The organism is Kitasatospora sp. GP30 (assembly GCF_029892145.1).
GTDB lineage: Bacteria > Actinomycetota > Actinomycetes > Streptomycetales > Streptomycetaceae > Kitasatospora > Kitasatospora acidiphila.
In genome coordinates, this window is the sequence record NZ_JARZAH010000038.1 from 1 (window position 1) to 15,600 (window position 15,600).

Genomic DNA, 15,600 nt, shown 5'->3' on the forward strand with positions numbered 1-15,600 from the left:
CGGAGTTCGGCCCCGGCGCGGGCGGCGCCGGGGGGCCGCGCCGTTGGGGGGGGACCCACGGCCCGCCGGGGGGGCCCCCCCCCGCGCGCGGGGGGGGGGGGGGGGCGGGCCCCCCCCCCCCCGACAACTCCCGCTCCCGCTACTGCTGTTCGTCAGCCTTCTTGCGGTCCTGGGCCGCGCCCTCCTCGATCACGGCCTCGGCCACCGCGGCCATCGTCATCCGCCGGTCCATCGAGGTCTTCTGGATCCACCGGAACGCGTCCGGCTCGCTCAGCCCGAACTTGGTCTGCAGCACGCTCTTCGCCCGGTCCACCAGCTTGCGCGTCTCCAACCGCTTGGTCAGATCCGCGACCTCCCCCTCCAGCGCCCGCATCTCGGTGTAGCGCGAGACCGCCATCTCGATCGCCGGCACCAGGTCGCTCTTGGAGAACGGCTTGACGATGTACGCCATCGCCCCCGCGTCCCGCGCCCGCTCCACCAGCTCCCGCTGCGAGAAAGCGGTCAGCATCAGCACCGGAGCCAGGTGCGCCTCATGGATCCGCTCGGCCGCCGAGAGCCCGTCCAGAACCGGCATCTTCACATCGAAGATCGCCAGATCCGGCTTCAGCTCCTCCACCAGCCGCACCGCCGTCTCCCCGTCGCCGGCCTCGCCGACCACGGTGTAGCCCTCCTCCTCCAGCATCTCCTTGAGGTCGAGCCGGATCAGCGCCTCGTCCTCCGCGATCACAATCCGGGTGATCTGGGACGAATCGGTCTCCAGCGCCTGGGGCTGCTCGTCGGCGGTGCTCACGTGACTCCTCGTTCCGGGCCGGGGGTGCATGCACGAGGGTACCGAGACGCGGTATGTTGGTGGCTCACAGGGTCGGGCGAAGCCTTTGATTCTGAGGATGCCCCGGTAGTCCAGCGGGAGAGACACGGTGCTCAAACCACCGACAGCGTGGGTTCGAATCCCACCCGGGGCACTTTCCTTCAATTGAGAATTTCTTCCCTGTTCGGGTGAATTTCACCGTCACGGGTTATTTCCGATCATTCTCGGAACTCATGAGTCGGCGATACTCCAGGCTCGCCCCATGACCAACCGCTCAACCCGCGACGAGGCCGTTCTCCTTCTCCGCGGTGGTGTCAGCAACGCCGAGGTGGCTCGTCGGCTCGCCGTGCCATACGGCACCGTCGGCTCGTGGAAGCACGGCGACCGCGCGAAACGCGGCGAGCTCCCGGGACGGAAGCCCTCCACCTGCCCGACCTGCCACGGAGACCCACTCGACGAGCGCGCCTACTCGTACCTGCTCGGCCTCTATCTCGGCGACGGCCACATCGTCCGCCCCAAGCAGCACCGCGCGTACACGCTCGCGATCACGTGCGACGACAAGTGGCCCGGCGTCATGGACTCGGTCGAGCAGGCCGTGCGCGATGTGCTCCCCAACAACAAGCCCTGCCGAGTCCGTCGAACCGGCTGCCATGACGTCAAGGTCTACTCCCAGCACCTCCCCTGCCTCTTCCCTCAGCACGGCCCCGGCCTCAAGCACGAGCGCGACGTGTCCCTCGTGCCCTGGCAGCAAACCATCGTCGATGCCCACCCTTGGGGCCTGCTCCGCGGCCTGATCCACGCCGACGGCTGCCGGATCGTCAACTGGGCCACTCGCACCACCAACGGCATCACCCGGCGCCACGAGTACCCGCGGTACTTCCTCACCAACAAGTCCCCCGACATCCTGCGGCTCTTCACCGCCACCCTCGATGCCGTCGGCGTCCGCTGGAAGGCCCGCAACCGCCTCTCGGGCAGCACCGACATCTCGATCGCCCGCCGCGACTCCGTGACCCTGCTGGACTGCCACATCGGCCCCAAGCATTGACGGTACGAGATGGCCGCTTCGGGCTCTGAGTGCCGCACACTCCGTCCCAGAACAGCCGAAGCCCGCCCGCCCCCAGCAATCCCCCAGCCTGTGCCGACCCCCCGACCGCCACGTGAGGATGTCGTGTGCAGGGCAGACGGTTCGTCACCATGCGTCCGTTTTAGGCGCCCGCGCGGCTTGCCAGGGCCAAAGGGGCGACCTACCTTCTGGCCTCATGCCGCAGCCGCTCCTCTCCGTCGTCGTTCCCGCCTATGACCAGCAGGGACAGCTGGCCGAGTGCCTGGATTCGATCCTCGACCAGTCCTTCGGGGGGTTCGAGGTGATCGTGGTGGCGGACCGGTCGGCGCAGTCGCCGGCGGCGGTCGCGCAGACGGCGGACGACCGGGTGTCGGTGCTGCGGTTGAACGCGGCGGTCGGGGTGGGGCGGGCGCGGAACGCGGGGGCGGCACGGGCGCAGGGACGGTACCTGCTCTTCCTGGACGCCGACCACCTGGTGACGCCGGGGGCGTTCCTGACGCTGGCCGACCGGTTGCGCGCGGAGCCGGAGGCGGAGGTGGTGCTGTTCGGGCACACCCGGCTGCACCGGGAGCGGGTCTGGCCGGGTGCGGCGCAGGCGGTGCTCGGCGGGCTGGGGGCGGCGGCGTTCACGCCGGTGGAGCGCCCGGAGGTGTTCGGGGTGCCCGCGCAGGCCTGGGACCGGTTGATCAGCCGTGAGCTGTGGATGGACGCCCAGCTGGCGTTCCCGGACGGGCGGTACGAGGAGATATCGGCGGTGCACCAGGCGCTGCTGCGGGCCCGCCGCGCGGTGGCGCTGGCTGATGAACTGGTGCAGTTGCGGCGCCGCCAGACGGTGCATCCGACCGCCTCTCCGGGGGCCAGTGAGTTCGATCTCTTCGACCAGTACGAGCGCAGTTTCGAGTTGCTGAACGGGCTGTCGCTGACCGCGGCGGACCTGGTGCGCCCGTTCCTGTTCCGGCGGATGGTCCAGCACTACCTGTTCGTGCTGGACCTGGCCGGTTGTGTCAGCCGGGCCGAGCGGCCGCAGTTCTTCCACCGGGCGGCCGAGCACTACCGCCGGCTGCTGCCCGAGGGGTTCCGTCGCCCGGGCGGCCGGGAGGGCGTGAAGTTCTCGCTGCTGGCCGGTGGTTCGTACAGCGCCTTCGAGGTGGCGAAGCTGACCCAGATAGCCCGCACCGCGGTGGTCGGCCGCACCTCCTCGTAGCCGCAGGCCGTTTCCCCGGCCCCGCGCCCGTCGTTGCTCTGATCGCGCGGCCGAGTGGTCGGTGGTCGAAGGACGGAACGGTGGCGGGCCGATGGCGGCTGAACGGCGGGTTGGCACCCTGGTCTCCTCGGCGGCCTTCGCGGTCCGGCTGGCCTGGCTGGCCGACCGGCGGGCCCTGGTCCAGGTGGTGCTGGTGCAAGTGCTGCTGGCGGGCGCGATGGCCGGTGGGCTGGTGCTGGTGCAGGGGGCGCTGGGGTCGGTGCTGGCGCACGGCCCCGCGGCGGCGGGGAGGTCGCCGGCGCTGGTGCCCGCCGTGGTGGTGCTCTTGGTGGCGGGGGGCGCGTTCGGTGCCCTGCGGTTGTCGGGGGCGGCGCGGATGGCGGTGCTGACGGTCAAGGTGGACCGCCTGGTGGCGGGGATGGTGCTGGAGGCCGCGGTGGCGGCCGAGTTGCCGCGCTTCGAGGAGCCGGAGTTCCACGATCGGCTGCAGCGGGCCGTCTTCGCCTCGCGCCGCCAGCCGGCCATGGCCGTCGTCCTGCTGGTTACCGCGTTCCAGGCGGTCCTGACGGTGCTGGCGGTGGGCGGCGCGTTCGTGGTCATGGCATGGTGGCTGCTGCCGCTGGTGCTGGTCAGCGCGGTGCCGGCGGTCAGGGCGGCGGGCCGGGAGCGCAGCGCCCACCACGAGCTGCACCACGGGCTGTCGGAGAGCCGGCGGCTTCGGGAGTACCTGGAGCGGCTGCTCACCGGTCGCGGCGAGGCCAGGGAGATCCGGGCGCTGGATCTGGGCGAGGTCCTGACCGGGCGCTGGCAGGAGGAGTACGCGCGGGAGGTCCGCGACACCGAGGCGCTGCTGACGGCGCACGCCCGGCGCCGGATGGCGGCCCAGGCGGTCGGGGCGGTCCTGACCTGTCTGGCGGTCGGGGGCCTGTGGTGGGCGGCCGGCCGTCATCTGCTGCCGCTGTCGGTGGCCGGGGCGGCGGTGGCGGGCGTGTGGCTGCTGTCGGCGCGGCTCAACACCTTCGCGGGCATGCTCTCCGGTATCGGCGAGAACCTGCTGCGCCTCACCGACCTGCGGAGCTTCACCGCTCCGGCGGTCGCGCGGGTGGTCACGCCTCGCCAACCGCGAGGCCCGGCAGCCGAGTTCGGCACGTTGAGCGCCGAGCGGCTGTGCTTCGGCTATCCCGGTGCGGACGGCCCGGCGGTGCGGGAGGTGAGCCTGGAGCTGCGGCCTGGGCAGGTGGTGGCCCTGGTCGGGGTGAACGGTTCGGGCAAGTCGACGCTCGCCAATCTGCTGGCGGGGCTGTATCCGCCGGACAGCGGGCGGCTGCTGCTGGGCGGTACGGCGGTCACGGACCTCGCGGCGCATCGCGAGCGGACGGCGGTGGTCTTCCAGGACTTCACCCGCTACCGGCTCGCGGCGCTGGACAACATCGCCTTCGGCCGTCCGCATGCCGCCGCCGACCTGGATCGCGCGCACGAGGCCGCGCGGCAGGCCGGGGCGCTGGACTTCCTCAAGGGGCTCCCGGGCGGCCTGCACACGCCGCTGGGCAAGGAGTTCACCGGGGGCGCGGACCTGTCCGGCGGGCAGTGGCAGCGGCTGGCGCTGGCCCGCGCCTTCTACCGCAATGCCCCGCTCGTCATCCTGGACGAGCCCACGGCGGCTCTCGACGCCCAGGCCGAGGACCAACTCTTCTCGCAGCTGCGGCAGTTGTTCGCGGGCCGCACGGTGGTGCTGATCTCCCACCGGCTGCGCAGCGTTCGGCAGGCGGACCGGATCTACGTGCTGGCGGCCGGCCGGGTGGTCGAGGAGGGCAGCCATGGGGAGTTGCTGCGGGCGGGCGGGCACTACGCGACCCTGTTCCGCGCCCAGGCCGGCGCGTACCAGGACGTCGACTTCTCATGAGCAACCATCATCACGCTTTCCTCACAAGCGAATTGACTTCTCGGTAACCCGCTTCACCCGGGTGGGCGATCGACCTGGACAGCGGCCGTCCAGCAGACTGTACGTATGCTCACTTACATGGAAGAGGCGCGCACCGACGCGCCCGGCGCTGACCTGATCGCGGCGATCGAGGAGGTCTTCACCGACTCCTTCATCGCCCCCACCGCCTGCCGGATCCAAGGAGAAGGCTGCACGGGGAGCGTGGGCTGCTGCCCCGGCCTCGTGTGCGTGTCGACGAACGGCTTCAGCGGCTTCTGTCAGCAGCCGTAGATGAAGTTGCTACCCGGGGTGGTCGTGGCCGAGTTGGGCAGCGGCGGCGTCCTGCTGGACACCGGCCGGCCCGCCGCGGCCTTCCTCAGCCCGACCGCCCTGGGCTGGCTCCGCGGCCGGCCCCCCGCTGCCGAACACCGCGCCCAGCACGAGAGCTGCTTCTCCCAGTGGCGCGCCGCCGGCTTCGTCACGCGAGGCGATGAGCCCGGCGCCCCCGCCGCCCAGGACGACCTGGAGGCGGCCGCCGCCGATTGCGCCGCCCTGGTGCCGCATCAGGTGCTCGTGGTGGCGATGGCGGCCGGCTGCGCCTTCTGCACCCAGCTGGGCGCCGACCTGGCGGCAAACGCCCACAGCCTGAAGAAGCTTGACGCCTCGGTGCTCCTGGTCGACACCGACGACCTCGCCGACGCCCCCGCCGACACCAGGCTCCTCGGCCGCCCGGTCGCCGCCCCCGCGCGCGAGCACCTCACCCGCCTCGGCCGGCGCGCCGCGAGCCGGGGCACCCCCACCGCCGTGCACCTCTCGCCCGGCCGACCGCCGCGGATCCGCACCGGGTTCGACGAGGTCAGCCGCTCCCTGGTCGCGCTCAGCGGCGCCGATCCTGGCGCCACGACCGTTGAGGCGCCCACCAGTTGCTCGGTCAACGTGGCCGCCGAGCCGGTCGACGCGGTCCTCACCGCCCGGGTCGCCGGCACCCGCCTGGGGATCGCGGTGCGTGGCGCCGAGGCCCGCCGGATCGCCGAAGCCGCCACCGGCGGCGTCCTCGACGACGGCTACTCGCCGGTCACCCTCACCGTGGACCGCCCTGGCACCCTCCATCTGCTGTTCCGCGGCGGCGAGCTGCTGGCCCGCGCCCGCACCCCCCAGGCCCTGCACCAGGCCCTGGAGGCCGTGCTGGCCGGCTACGCCCGCCAGGTGGCCGCGCACCCGGGCGACATCGCGCTGCTGTGCGGTGCGGCCGTGCGCGAGGGCGGGCAGGCGGTGCTCTTCCCTCGCAGCTGGATGTCCGACCTGGTCAAACGCGCCCGGCAACTGGAGCAGGCCGGCTGGCGGTTGCGGCCCGAGCCGTACACCACGCTGCGGGCCGCCCCCGAGGCCCTGCACCTGCCCGGGCAACCAGGTGCCGCGGTCACCGCGGTGCTGACCCAGCCGCCCGACACGGGCACCGCGCCGACCAGGGCCTGGCTGCTGGCGTCGATCGTCAACTGGATCGCCCGCCCGGCCGCCGGCGACGCCGTCCATGCGCTGGCCGCCGCCCTGCGGCCGCTGCCCGTGCACATCGGCAGCTGGGAGGAGGCCGTGGCGCATCTGACGGGCCGCTAGCGGGTGTTGGGGCAGTGCGCGGCGCACTGCCCCAACACCTTTTGCCGTTCGGTCAGTTGTCCAACTCGCCCACGTGGTGCACCCGCACCAGGTTGGTGGAGCCGGCCACACCGGGCGGGGAGCCGGCGGTGATGATCACGATGTCGCCGCGTTGGCAGCGCCCCAGGCTGAGCAGTTGGGCGTCGACCTGGGCGACCATCTCGTCGGTGGTGGGCACGAACGGGCCGAGGAAGGTCTCCACGCCCCAGGTGAGTGCCAACTGGCTGCGCACCGCCTGCTCGTAGGTGAAGGCGAGCACCGGGATCGGGCTGCGGTAGCGGGCCAGCCGGCAGGCGGTGTCGCCGGACTGGGTGAAGGCGATCAGGTACTTGGCGTGCAGGAAGTCCCCGATCTCGGCGGCCGCCCGGGCCACCGCACCGCCCTGGGTGCGCGGCTTGGTGCCGGCGGTGAGCGGCGGCAGGCCGGCGGCCAGCACGTCGTCCTCGACCGCCTCGATGATCCGGCCCATGGTCTTGACGGTCTCGATGGGGTACTTGCCGACCGAGGTCTCCCCGGAGAGCATCACGGCGTCGGTGCCGTCGAGCACGGCGTTGGCCACGTCGGACGCCTCGGCGCGGGTGGGCCGGGAGGCGTTGATCATCGAGTCGAGCATCTGGGTGGCGACGATGACCGGCTTGGCGTTTCGCCTGGCGAGCTTGATGGCCTGCTTCTGGACCAGCGGGACCTGTTCCAGCGGCATCTCCACGCCCAGGTCGCCGCGGGCCACCATGATGCCGTCGAAGGCGGCCACGATGCCGTCCAGGGCGTCCACGGCCTGCGGCTTCTCCACCTTGGCAATGACCGGGAGGAAGCGCCCCTCCTCGGCCATCACGCTGTGCACGTCCTCGATGTCCTTGCCGCTGCGGACGAACGAGAGGGCGATCAGGTCGGCGCCGGTCCGCAGGGCCCAGCGCAGGTCGGCGACGTCCTTGTCGCTGAGCGCGGGCACCGAGACGGCGACTCCGGGCAGGTTGAGGCCCTTGTGGTCGGAGACCAGGCCCCCTTCGATGACGAGGCAGCGGACCCGCGGCCCGTCCACCTGGGTGACCTCCAGGCTGACCCGGCCGTCGTCGACCAGGATCCGCTCGCCGCGGCCGACGTCCGCGGCGAGGCCCTTGTAGGTGGTGCCGCAGCTGAAGCGGTCGCCGGGGACGTCCTCCACGGTGATGGTGAACTCATCGCCGCGTTCGAGGAGTACCGGCCCCTCGGCGAAGGTGTCGAGTCGGATCTTCGGGCCTTGAAGATCGACCAGGATGCCGACACTTCGGCCGGCCTCGTCGGCGGCCTTGCGGACCCGGCGGTACCGCTCCTCGTGTTCGGCGTGGGAGCCGTGGCTCAGATTGAGTCGGGCGATGTCCATCCCGGCGTCGACCAGGGCCTTGATCTGGTCGTACGAATCCGTGGCGGGCCCGAGTGTGCAGACGATTTTTGCTCGGCGCATGGTTCCGAGAGTATGCACTACCCGCGCGTAACAACCACGTTCCGACGGTCGGTCACATGACCGAACCTGAAAGCTTCGTTGAACTTTCTGACGAGTGGTGAGTTCCGTTTCCGCCAGCCGGAATTGGCCGTGCGAACGGGGTCGTCCGATGCGGATCCGTGAAGGGCTGTTCACCTCCGGTTCACCGCCGGTACGGGCGCCGCTCGGCGCCCGGCGGGACGCTCTGGGTCCGAGAACCGGCCCTGGGCCGACCGACCGTGGGGGGAGCCGATGCGTCGGCAGCAGTTGGTGGGGATCCTGGTGGCGCTCGCCCTGGTGGCCGCCGTGGCCGCCATCGTGATCACCAAGACCTGCTGCGGATCGTCGCCGACGCCTGCGGCGCAGACCACCGTCACCGGGTTGATCGGCTCCGAGAAGGCGGACTTCTTCGCCAGCCCGGAGGTGCAGCGGGCCTTCGACAAGCTCGGCCTGACGGTCAGTGTGCAGCACGCCGGATCCTGGCAGATGAAGGACGAACTCAAGGGCGGCGGCTACGACTTCGCCATCCCGGCCAGCTCGGTGGCCGCCGACTCGATCCCCACCCCGATCACCACCACCAAGGTCCGGCCGTTCTACTCCCCGCTGGTGGTGCTGACCACCCCGGATGTGGCCGCCTTCATGCAGCAGAACGGGCTGGCCTCCCAGAAGGACAACGTGTGGGTGATGGACATGCAGGCCTACTGGGCCGCCGCGTCCGCCGGCACGGCCTGGACCGGCCTGCCGCACCAGCAGAAACGGCCGGCCGGCCTGTCCGGCCAGATCTACATCGCCACCACCGATCCGCGCACCTCCTCCTCGGCCTCGCTCTACCTGGCACTGATGTCCTACCTGGGCAACGGTCAGAAGGTGGTGGCCAGTCAGAGTGACATCGACCGGGTCGGACCGGCTTTGCAGAAGCTGATGGGCTATCAGGGCGCCATGCTGTCCAGTAGTGACCAGTTGTTCCGCGACTTCGTGGCCGGCACCGAACGCCCGCTCAGCTGGACGTACGAGTCCGAGGTCGCCGAGCAGGCACTCGCCGGCACCCTGCCGGCCGGCACCACCGTCATCTATCCGGACTACGACATCCAGAGTGACCACACCGTCGTGGAGTTGACGGCCAAGGCGGCCCGGGTCTCCGCCGCGCTGGCGAACGACCCCGACCTGGTCAAGCTGGAGGCGCGGTTCGGCTTCCGTCCGGAGAACGACCCGGGCCTGCTCGCCAAGGACCTGCAGCAGAAGGACAACCAGCAGTTCCCGGCCGATCTGAAGTCGCTGGGCACCTCCCAGCCACCGCCCCCAACCAGCGATCTGCTGCAGCAACTGGTCAACCGCGCCGTCCCCAGCGGCCAGTGATGAGGAGCCGACCGATGGTCCGCCACCTGCCGCGCCGCGCCGCCCTCGGCGCCCTGGCCGTGCTGCTGACCGCCGTCACCGCCTGCAGCAGCGGCTCCGCGCCCAAGCCGGCCCCGACCGCCAGCGGTAGCGCCGCCCCCGCGCCGAGCGGCGCGCCGTACACCCTGCGGGTGCTGGGCGGCAGCGAACTGCAGGACATGCAGCCGGTCCTGGACGACGCGCAGAAGGCCACCGGGGTCACCGTCAAGCTCAGCTACACCGGCACCCTGGACGGCGCGAACACGGTCAGCGCCGGCCGGGCCGACGGAACGTACGACGCGCTCTGGTTCCCGTCCAACCGCTATCTGCGGCTCGACCAGGCGGCGGCCGGCAAGCTGCTCTCGGAGACGCCGGTGATGGACTCGCCGGTGGCGTTCGGGGTGCGCTCCTCGGTGCTCTCCGGACTCGGCTGGGATCCGACCAAGGTCAGCTGGTCGCAGATCGGCGACGCGGTCGGACAGGGCAAGCTGACCTTCGGGATGACCGACCCCGCCCAGTCCAACTCCGGGCTGTCCGCGCTGATCGGGCTGGCCTCGGCCTTCTCCGGCGCCCAGGCCGCCCTGACCGATGCCGACGTGGCCAAGGCCTCCCCCGCGCTGCGCACCTTCTTCGCCGGGCAGAAGCTCACCTCGGGCTCCTCCGGCTGGCTGGCCCAGGCCTACCAGCGCACCGCGACGGGCGGCACCGGCGCCCAGGTCGGCGCGCTGGTCAACTACGAGTCGGTGCTGCTGGAGCTCAACCGGACGCTGCCGAGCGACGCCCAGCTGACCGTGATCCGCCCGACCGACGGCGTGGTCTCCGCGGACTACCCGCTGACCCTGCTGAGTTCGGCCTCGCCGCAGGCCAAGGACGCGTTCAGCCGGCTGACGTCCTACCTGCTGCGCCAGGACACCCAGCACAAGATCACCGACACCACCGAGCGCCGCCCGGTGGTCGCCGGGGTGCAGCCGGGCGCCGGCCTGAGCACCGACCGGCGGCCCGAACTCCCGTTCCCCGGCAGCCGTCCGGTGGCGGACGGGCTGCTGGCGGCCTACCAGAACCAGCTGCGCCGGCCGTCCCGCACGCTCTACGTGCTGGACACCTCGGGCTCGATGGCGGGCGATCGGCTGGCGAACCTGCAGAAGGCGCTCGGCCTGCTCACCGGCACGGACGGCAGCCACAGCGTGGACGGGTTCCGCGACCGCGAGGAGGTCACCCTGATCTCCTTCGCCGACGCGGTGAAGTGGGAGAAGGTCCACCAAGTCCCGGCCGACAACCCGCAGAACGAGCTGGCCGCGATCGACTCGGACGTACGGAGCCTGTCGGCCGGCGGCGGCACCGCCATCTACGACACCCTGGAGACCGCCTACCGCGATCTCGCCGGCCAGCAGGCGCAGGCCGGCGACGACCGCTTCACCTCGATCGTGCTGATGACCGACGGGGAGAGCAACGAGGGCGCCACGGCGAGCGACTTCTCCGCGTTCTACAAGGCGCTGCCACCGGGCCAGCAGGCGATCCCGGTCTTTCCGATCCTGTTCGGCGAGGGTGCCAAGGACCAGTTGCAGGGCATCGCGGACCTCACCGGCGGGCGGCTGTTCGACGCCCTGACGAGTTCGCTGGACGGCGTGTTCGAGGAGATCCGTGGCTACCAGTGAGCCGGGCGGCGGGCGGCTCGCCTCCTGGTTCGGCAGCCGCGCGCACTACCTGGGCAGCGGGGGCGCCGCGATCGGCGTGGTGAGCGGGCTGGCCGCCGGAGTGGGGGTCTGGACGGCGGCGATGGCGGTGGGGCTGTACGGCGCGGGGGCGGTGCTCGGGTGGAGCTTCGCGGGCGGCCCGCAGCCACCGCCCCCGAAGCCTCCGGTCGGGCAGAACGGCGGCACCCGGCAACCGGGCGTCGAGAAGCGGCACTTGGGCCCCACTCCGGTCGAGGTGCTGCGTGCCGAGGTCGTGGAGCGCTCGGCCGAGCCGGTGCCCGCCGGCTGGCCGACCGAGGCCGCCCAGGCCGCCCAGCAGTTGCTGGCCGTATGCGGCGCTCGGCTGGCCGTACCGGCGACCGACGAGGTCGCGGACGCCGTCGCACGGCAGCTGACCAGCACCCTGGACTGGTATGAACGGGCGCTCCTGTGGCAGCGGGTGGCGCCGCAGGCGACCGATCCGACGGACGAGTTCCTGTCCCGGGTGGACCATGCGCTGACCCGTCTGACGCACTGTTAGCCACAGCTCGATCTGAGCCACCGTCAAACTCCCGGCACCCCGATGTCGGGAACTCGTCACCTCCAGTCCATTTTTGGGGTCTGTTCGCGGCGGGTGGTTTCGGGGCACACTTCTACGCGCGTATCTCTACGCGCGTCACGAGTCACCACCCGTTCGACCCCACTGGAGTGACCCCATGCCCTTGAACCGCCGCGACTTCGTCACCCGGACCGCCGCCACGGCGGCCGGCGCCGCCCTGGTGTCGGGGGTGTCGGTGGCCGCCGCCGATCCCGCGGCGGCCGAGGCCGAGCCGCAGCACCGCCGACCCGGGCCGCACAAGGCGAAGTTCACCGTGATGGGCACCACCGATGTGCACGGCCACGCCGTCAACTGGGACTACTTCACCGACGCCGTCTACACCGACGCGCAGCACAACGCGGTCGGCCTGGCCAAGATCTCCACCCTGGTCAACCAGGTGCGTGACGAGGTGGGTTGGGACCGCACCCTGCTGATCGACGCCGGCGACATCATCCAGGGCACCCAGCTCAGCTACTACTTCGCCCGGGTCGAGCCGATCACCGGCGACGACGCCCCCGAGCACCCGATGGCCACCGCGATGAACGTCATCGGCTACGACGCGGCGGCGCTGGGCAACCACGAGTTCAACTACGGCATCCCCACCGTCAAGGCCTTCGAGGAGCAGCTGGACTTCCCGCTGCTGGGCGCCAACGCGCTGCACGCCAAGGACGAGAAGCCCGCCTTCCAGCCCTATGTGATCCAGACGCTGCACCTGGGCGGCGGCCGGCCGCTGAAGGTGGGCATCCTGGGCCTGACCAACCCGGGCATCGCGATCTGGGACAAAGCCAATGTGCAGGGCCAGATGACCTTCAACGGCATCGTCGAGGCGGCCAAGATCTACGTGCCGAAGCTGAAGGCCGCGGGCGCCGACATCGTGATCGTGTCCGCGCACTCCGGGATCGACGAGCCCTCCTCCTACGGCACCCAGATCCCGTTCCCCGAGGACACCTCCGGCGAGATGGCCGCCGAGGTTCCGGGGATCGACGCGGTGCTGGTCGGCCACACCCACAAGGAGGTGCCGCAGCGCCTGGTCGTCAACAAGCAGACCGGCAAGACCGTGGTGCTCTCCGAGCCGCTCTGCTGGGGCCAGCGGCTGAGCCGGTTCGACTTCGAGGTGCAGTTCGAGAAGGGCGTCTGGTCGGTCAGCTCGCTCAGCTCCCAGGTGCTCAACTCCAACACCGTGGACGAGGACCAGGAGATCGTGATGCTGCTGAAGGAGCAGCACGACAAGGTGGTCGCCTACGTCAACCAGGTGATCGGCACCAGCAAGGTGGACCTGTCGATCGCCCAGGCGCGGTTCAAGGACACCCCGATCATCGACCTGATCGGCAGGGTGCAGCAGGACACCGTCAAGGCGGCGCTGGCGGGCACGAGCTACGCCAACCTGCCGGTGGTGGCGCAGGCCGCGCCGTTCAACCGGACCGCCGACATCCCGGCCGGCACCCTGAAGCTGCGCGATGTCGCGGGCCTCTACATCTACGAGAACACCCTGGAGGCCCGGCTGATGACGGGCAGCCAGCTCAAGGACTACCTCGAGTTCTCGATGACGTACTTCGCCCAGCTGGCCCCGGGCGCGCCGGTCAACCCGGACACCCTGACCAACCAGAACGGCATCCCGGACTACAACTTCGACTCGATCTACGGGCTGGGCTACGACATCGACATCTCGCAGCCGGTCGGTTCGCGGATCGTCAACCTGTCGTACGCGGGCAAGCCGATCGACCCGGCCGGGCAGTTCGTGCTGGCGGTCAACAACTACCGGGCCAACGGCGGCGGCAACTTCCCGCACGTCGCCGGCGCCAAGCAGGTGTGGACCAACTCGGACGAGATCCGCAACACGATGATCGCCTGGGTGAAGGCCAAGGGCGTGATCGACCCGGCCGACTTCGCGGCGGTCTCCTGGCGGCTGGTGCGGGCCGGCGCGCCGGTCTTCCCGTAGTCACACGTGCATCGGCCCCCGCCGCCCCGAAGGGCTGCGGGGGCCGAGCCGTGCGCGGGTTCAGTGCGCGGAGTGCCGCTCGGCGCCGCGGTGCCGGTGGCCCTTGAGCTCGACGTGCGCGGGCTGGACGCCGGTGTGGGCGCGCTCCTCGGGCACCCGGCGGCCGGCCTGGCCGGCCAGTGCGGCATAGCTGCCGTAGCCGGCGGTCTTCCCCTGGGCGGCGGACAGCTGGGTGTGCAGCTCCGGGCCGATCGGGCGAGGCTTGCCGCCGGGGGCGGCGGCCATCATGCCGCGCCGCTCCAGCAGGGCCTGGGTGCCTTGGCGGAGCCTGCTGCTGGGCTTCGGTCGCTTGGTCATGCTGGGCCTCCCATCATGCTCCTCCTGTGATGGTAGGCCCAGCCGCGGCAAGCCTCAGAACGGGTAGCGGGACCGCCCGTGCTGGATGGAGATCCACTTCTGGGTGGTGAAGGCCTCCACGGTGGACTCGCCGTTGAGGCGGCCCACGCCCGAGTTCTTCTCGCCGCCGAACGGCACGATCGCCTCGTCGGCGATGGTCCCGTCATTGACGTGGATCATGCCGCTGTCGATCCGCTGCGCCACCCGGACGCCGCGCTCCACCGAGCCGCTGTGCACCGCGCCGCTCAGCCCGAACGGGGTGTCGTTGGCGATCTCGATCGCCTCGTCCTCGCCGTCGAACGGGATCAGCATCACCACCGGACCGAACAACTCGCGCTGCAGCAAAGGCGATTCGGCCGGGATGTCGGTGAGCACCACCGGCGACACCAGGGTGCCGACGGAGCTGCCGCGCAGCAGCACGGTGGCACCGGCGGCCACCACGCGGTCCACCTCGGCGTTGATCGCGTCGGCCTGGGTGGAGTTGATCAGCGGGCCGATCTGGGTGTTCGGGTCCTTGGGGTCGCCGACCGTGAGCGAGCCGACCTTGGCCACGAACTTCTCGGTGAACTCGGCCAGGACCGTGCGGTCCACCAGCACCCGGTTGGCGGCCATGCAGACCTGCCCCTGGTGTGCGAACCGGCTGAACACGGCCGCGTCCACCGCGTAGTCGACGTCGGCGTCGTCCAGCACGATCAGCGCGCTGTTGCCGCCCAGCTCCAGCACCGAGCGCTTGAAGTGCGAGGCGGCGACGGTGGCGACGTGCCGGCCGACCCGGTCCGAACCGGTGAAGGCGATGGCCTTGGGCACCGGGTGCTCCAGCAGCGCGTCGCCGATCTCGGCGATGTCGGTGACGACCACGTTGAACAGGCCGGCGGGCAGCCCGGCGTCCTCGAAGAGCTTGGCGAGCAGGGTGCCGCCGGTGATCGGCGCGTCCTGGTGCGGCTTGAGCACCACGCCGTTGCCCAGCGCCAGCGCCGGGGCGACCGCCTTCATGGAGAGGAAGAAGGGGAAGTTGAACGGGCTGATCACGCCGACCACGCCGACCGGCAGCCGGTAGACCCGGTTCTCCTTGCCGTCCACCGGCGACGGCAGGATCCGGCCCTCCGGGCGCAGCGACAGCTGCATGCACTCGCGCAGCATGTCCTTGGTGAGCGAGAGCTCGAAGCCGGCCTTGAGGTAGGTGCCGCCGAGCTCGGCGATGATGGTCTCGGTGATCTCCTGCTCGCGCTCCTCGACCAGCCGCAGCGCCCGCTCGAAGACCAGCCGGCGGGCGTAGGGGTTCTGCTTCGCCCACTCCTTCTGCGCCCGCTCGGCCGCGCGGTAGGCCTCGTCGACCTCGCCGACGGTGGCCACCGTGATGCTGGCGAGCTTCTCGCCGTCGAACGGGTTGATGTCGACGATCTCCCAGGAGCCGCTGCCCTGGCGCCACTGTCCGTCGATGTACTGCAGGGCGAGTTCCGTAAAGTGCGACACCTGAAGCCCCTTGCGAGTTGGCGCGAACTGACAGCCGAT

Annotated in this window: 13 protein-coding genes and 1 tRNA gene; 10 read left to right on the top strand and 4 right to left on the bottom strand. The window is 71.1% G+C overall.

Features of this window, described 5'->3' with window-relative positions:
- Positions 1–139: 139 nt before the first annotated feature.
- Entirely contained in the window at positions 140–790 is a 651-nt protein-coding gene (locus tag P3T35_RS32910; RefSeq protein ID WP_101379863.1) for a response regulator, read from the bottom strand.
- A 99-nt stretch (positions 791–889) separates the two neighbouring features.
- Here P3T35_RS32910 and P3T35_RS32915 point away from each other — a divergent pair.
- The 6 genes from P3T35_RS32915 to P3T35_RS32940 all read left to right on the top strand — a co-directional run bounded on the left by P3T35_RS32915 (position 890) and on the right by P3T35_RS32940 (position 6,610).
- Positions 890–962: transfer RNA gene (locus P3T35_RS32915), tRNA-Leu, on the top strand.
- A 108-nt stretch (positions 963–1,070) separates the two neighbouring features.
- Positions 1,071–1,853 (top strand): sigma-70 region 4 domain-containing protein, encoded by a 783-nt coding sequence (locus P3T35_RS32920; protein WP_101379864.1) that lies wholly within the window; start codon positions 1,071–1,073, stop codon positions 1,851–1,853.
- 214 nt (positions 1,854–2,067) lie between these two features.
- Positions 2,068–3,075 carry a glycosyltransferase family A protein gene (locus tag P3T35_RS32925; protein WP_180356404.1) on the top strand — a complete coding sequence of 336 codons (1,008 nt, stop codon included), beginning with the start codon at positions 2,068–2,070 and terminating at the stop codon, positions 3,073–3,075.
- Between the two features lie 91 nt (positions 3,076–3,166).
- The gene (locus P3T35_RS32930; protein WP_101379866.1) at positions 3,167–4,978 is read left to right on the top strand and encodes an ABC transporter ATP-binding protein; all 1,812 of its coding nucleotides are present in this window, start codon (positions 3,167–3,169) and stop codon (positions 4,976–4,978) included.
- Between the two features lie 117 nt (positions 4,979–5,095).
- Entirely contained in the window at positions 5,096–5,287 is a 192-nt protein-coding gene (locus P3T35_RS32935; protein WP_143676785.1) for a hypothetical protein, read from the top strand.
- The gene (locus P3T35_RS32940; RefSeq protein WP_180356405.1) at positions 5,288–6,610 is read left to right on the top strand and encodes a hypothetical protein; all 1,323 of its coding nucleotides are present in this window, start codon (positions 5,288–5,290) and stop codon (positions 6,608–6,610) included.
- Between the two features lie 52 nt (positions 6,611–6,662).
- On the opposite strand, the gene pyk is transcribed toward P3T35_RS32940, so the two are convergent.
- Complete coding sequence (gene pyk, locus P3T35_RS32945) at positions 6,663–8,090, bottom strand: pyruvate kinase (protein ID WP_101379868.1); 1,428 nt, start codon at positions 8,088–8,090, stop codon at positions 6,663–6,665.
- 270 nt (positions 8,091–8,360) lie between these two features.
- On the opposite strand from pyk, the gene P3T35_RS32950 reads away from it, so the two are divergent.
- From P3T35_RS32950 to P3T35_RS32965, 4 genes are all read left to right on the top strand, one after another.
- Positions 8,361–9,464 (top strand): hypothetical protein, encoded by a 1,104-nt coding sequence (locus P3T35_RS32950; protein WP_101379869.1) that lies wholly within the window; start codon positions 8,361–8,363, stop codon positions 9,462–9,464.
- A 14-nt stretch (positions 9,465–9,478) separates the two neighbouring features.
- The gene (locus tag P3T35_RS32955) at positions 9,479–11,137 is read left to right on the top strand and encodes a substrate-binding domain-containing protein (RefSeq protein WP_101379870.1); all 1,659 of its coding nucleotides are present in this window, start codon (positions 9,479–9,481) and stop codon (positions 11,135–11,137) included.
- The gene (locus tag P3T35_RS32960) at positions 11,124–11,696 is read left to right on the top strand and encodes a hypothetical protein (RefSeq protein ID WP_180356406.1); all 573 of its coding nucleotides are present in this window, start codon (positions 11,124–11,126) and stop codon (positions 11,694–11,696) included. Before P3T35_RS32955 ends, P3T35_RS32960 begins: the two co-directional genes overlap by 14 nt.
- 175 nt (positions 11,697–11,871) lie before the next feature.
- Positions 11,872–13,692: a 5'-nucleotidase C-terminal domain-containing protein gene (locus P3T35_RS32965; protein WP_101379871.1), complete on the top strand. Its 1,821-nt coding sequence runs from the start codon at positions 11,872–11,874 to the stop codon at positions 13,690–13,692.
- Positions 13,693–13,752: 60 nt separating this feature from the next.
- On the opposite strand, the gene P3T35_RS32970 is transcribed toward P3T35_RS32965, so the two are convergent.
- Both P3T35_RS32970 and P3T35_RS32975 read right to left on the bottom strand, forming a co-directional pair.
- Positions 13,753–14,049 (bottom strand): hypothetical protein, encoded by a 297-nt coding sequence (locus tag P3T35_RS32970; protein WP_101379872.1) that lies wholly within the window; start codon positions 14,047–14,049, stop codon positions 13,753–13,755.
- Between the two features lie 54 nt (positions 14,050–14,103).
- Entirely contained in the window at positions 14,104–15,561 is a 1,458-nt protein-coding gene (locus tag P3T35_RS32975) for an aldehyde dehydrogenase family protein (RefSeq protein WP_101384948.1), read from the bottom strand.
- Positions 15,562–15,600 lie beyond the last annotated feature (39 nt).

Coding starts and splice junctions, on each gene's coding strand:
- P3T35_RS32920 (WP_101379864.1), top strand. CDS start 1,071: ATGACCAACCGCTCAACCCGCGACGAGGCCGTTCTCCTTCTCCGCGGT.
- P3T35_RS32925 (WP_180356404.1), top strand. CDS start 2,068: ATGCCGCAGCCGCTCCTCTCCGTCGTCGTTCCCGCCTATGACCAGCAG.
- P3T35_RS32930 (WP_101379866.1), top strand. CDS start 3,167: ATGGCGGCTGAACGGCGGGTTGGCACCCTGGTCTCCTCGGCGGCCTTC.
- P3T35_RS32935 (WP_143676785.1), top strand. CDS start 5,096: ATGGAAGAGGCGCGCACCGACGCGCCCGGCGCTGACCTGATCGCGGCG.
- P3T35_RS32940 (WP_180356405.1), top strand. CDS start 5,288: ATGAAGTTGCTACCCGGGGTGGTCGTGGCCGAGTTGGGCAGCGGCGGC.
- pyk (WP_101379868.1), bottom strand. CDS start 8,090: ATGCGCCGAGCAAAAATCGTCTGCACACTCGGGCCCGCCACGGATTCG.
- P3T35_RS32950 (WP_101379869.1), top strand. CDS start 8,361: ATGCGTCGGCAGCAGTTGGTGGGGATCCTGGTGGCGCTCGCCCTGGTG.
- P3T35_RS32955 (WP_101379870.1), top strand. CDS start 9,479: ATGGTCCGCCACCTGCCGCGCCGCGCCGCCCTCGGCGCCCTGGCCGTG.
- P3T35_RS32965 (WP_101379871.1), top strand. CDS start 11,872: ATGCCCTTGAACCGCCGCGACTTCGTCACCCGGACCGCCGCCACGGCG.
- P3T35_RS32970 (WP_101379872.1), bottom strand. CDS start 14,049: ATGACCAAGCGACCGAAGCCCAGCAGCAGGCTCCGCCAAGGCACCCAG.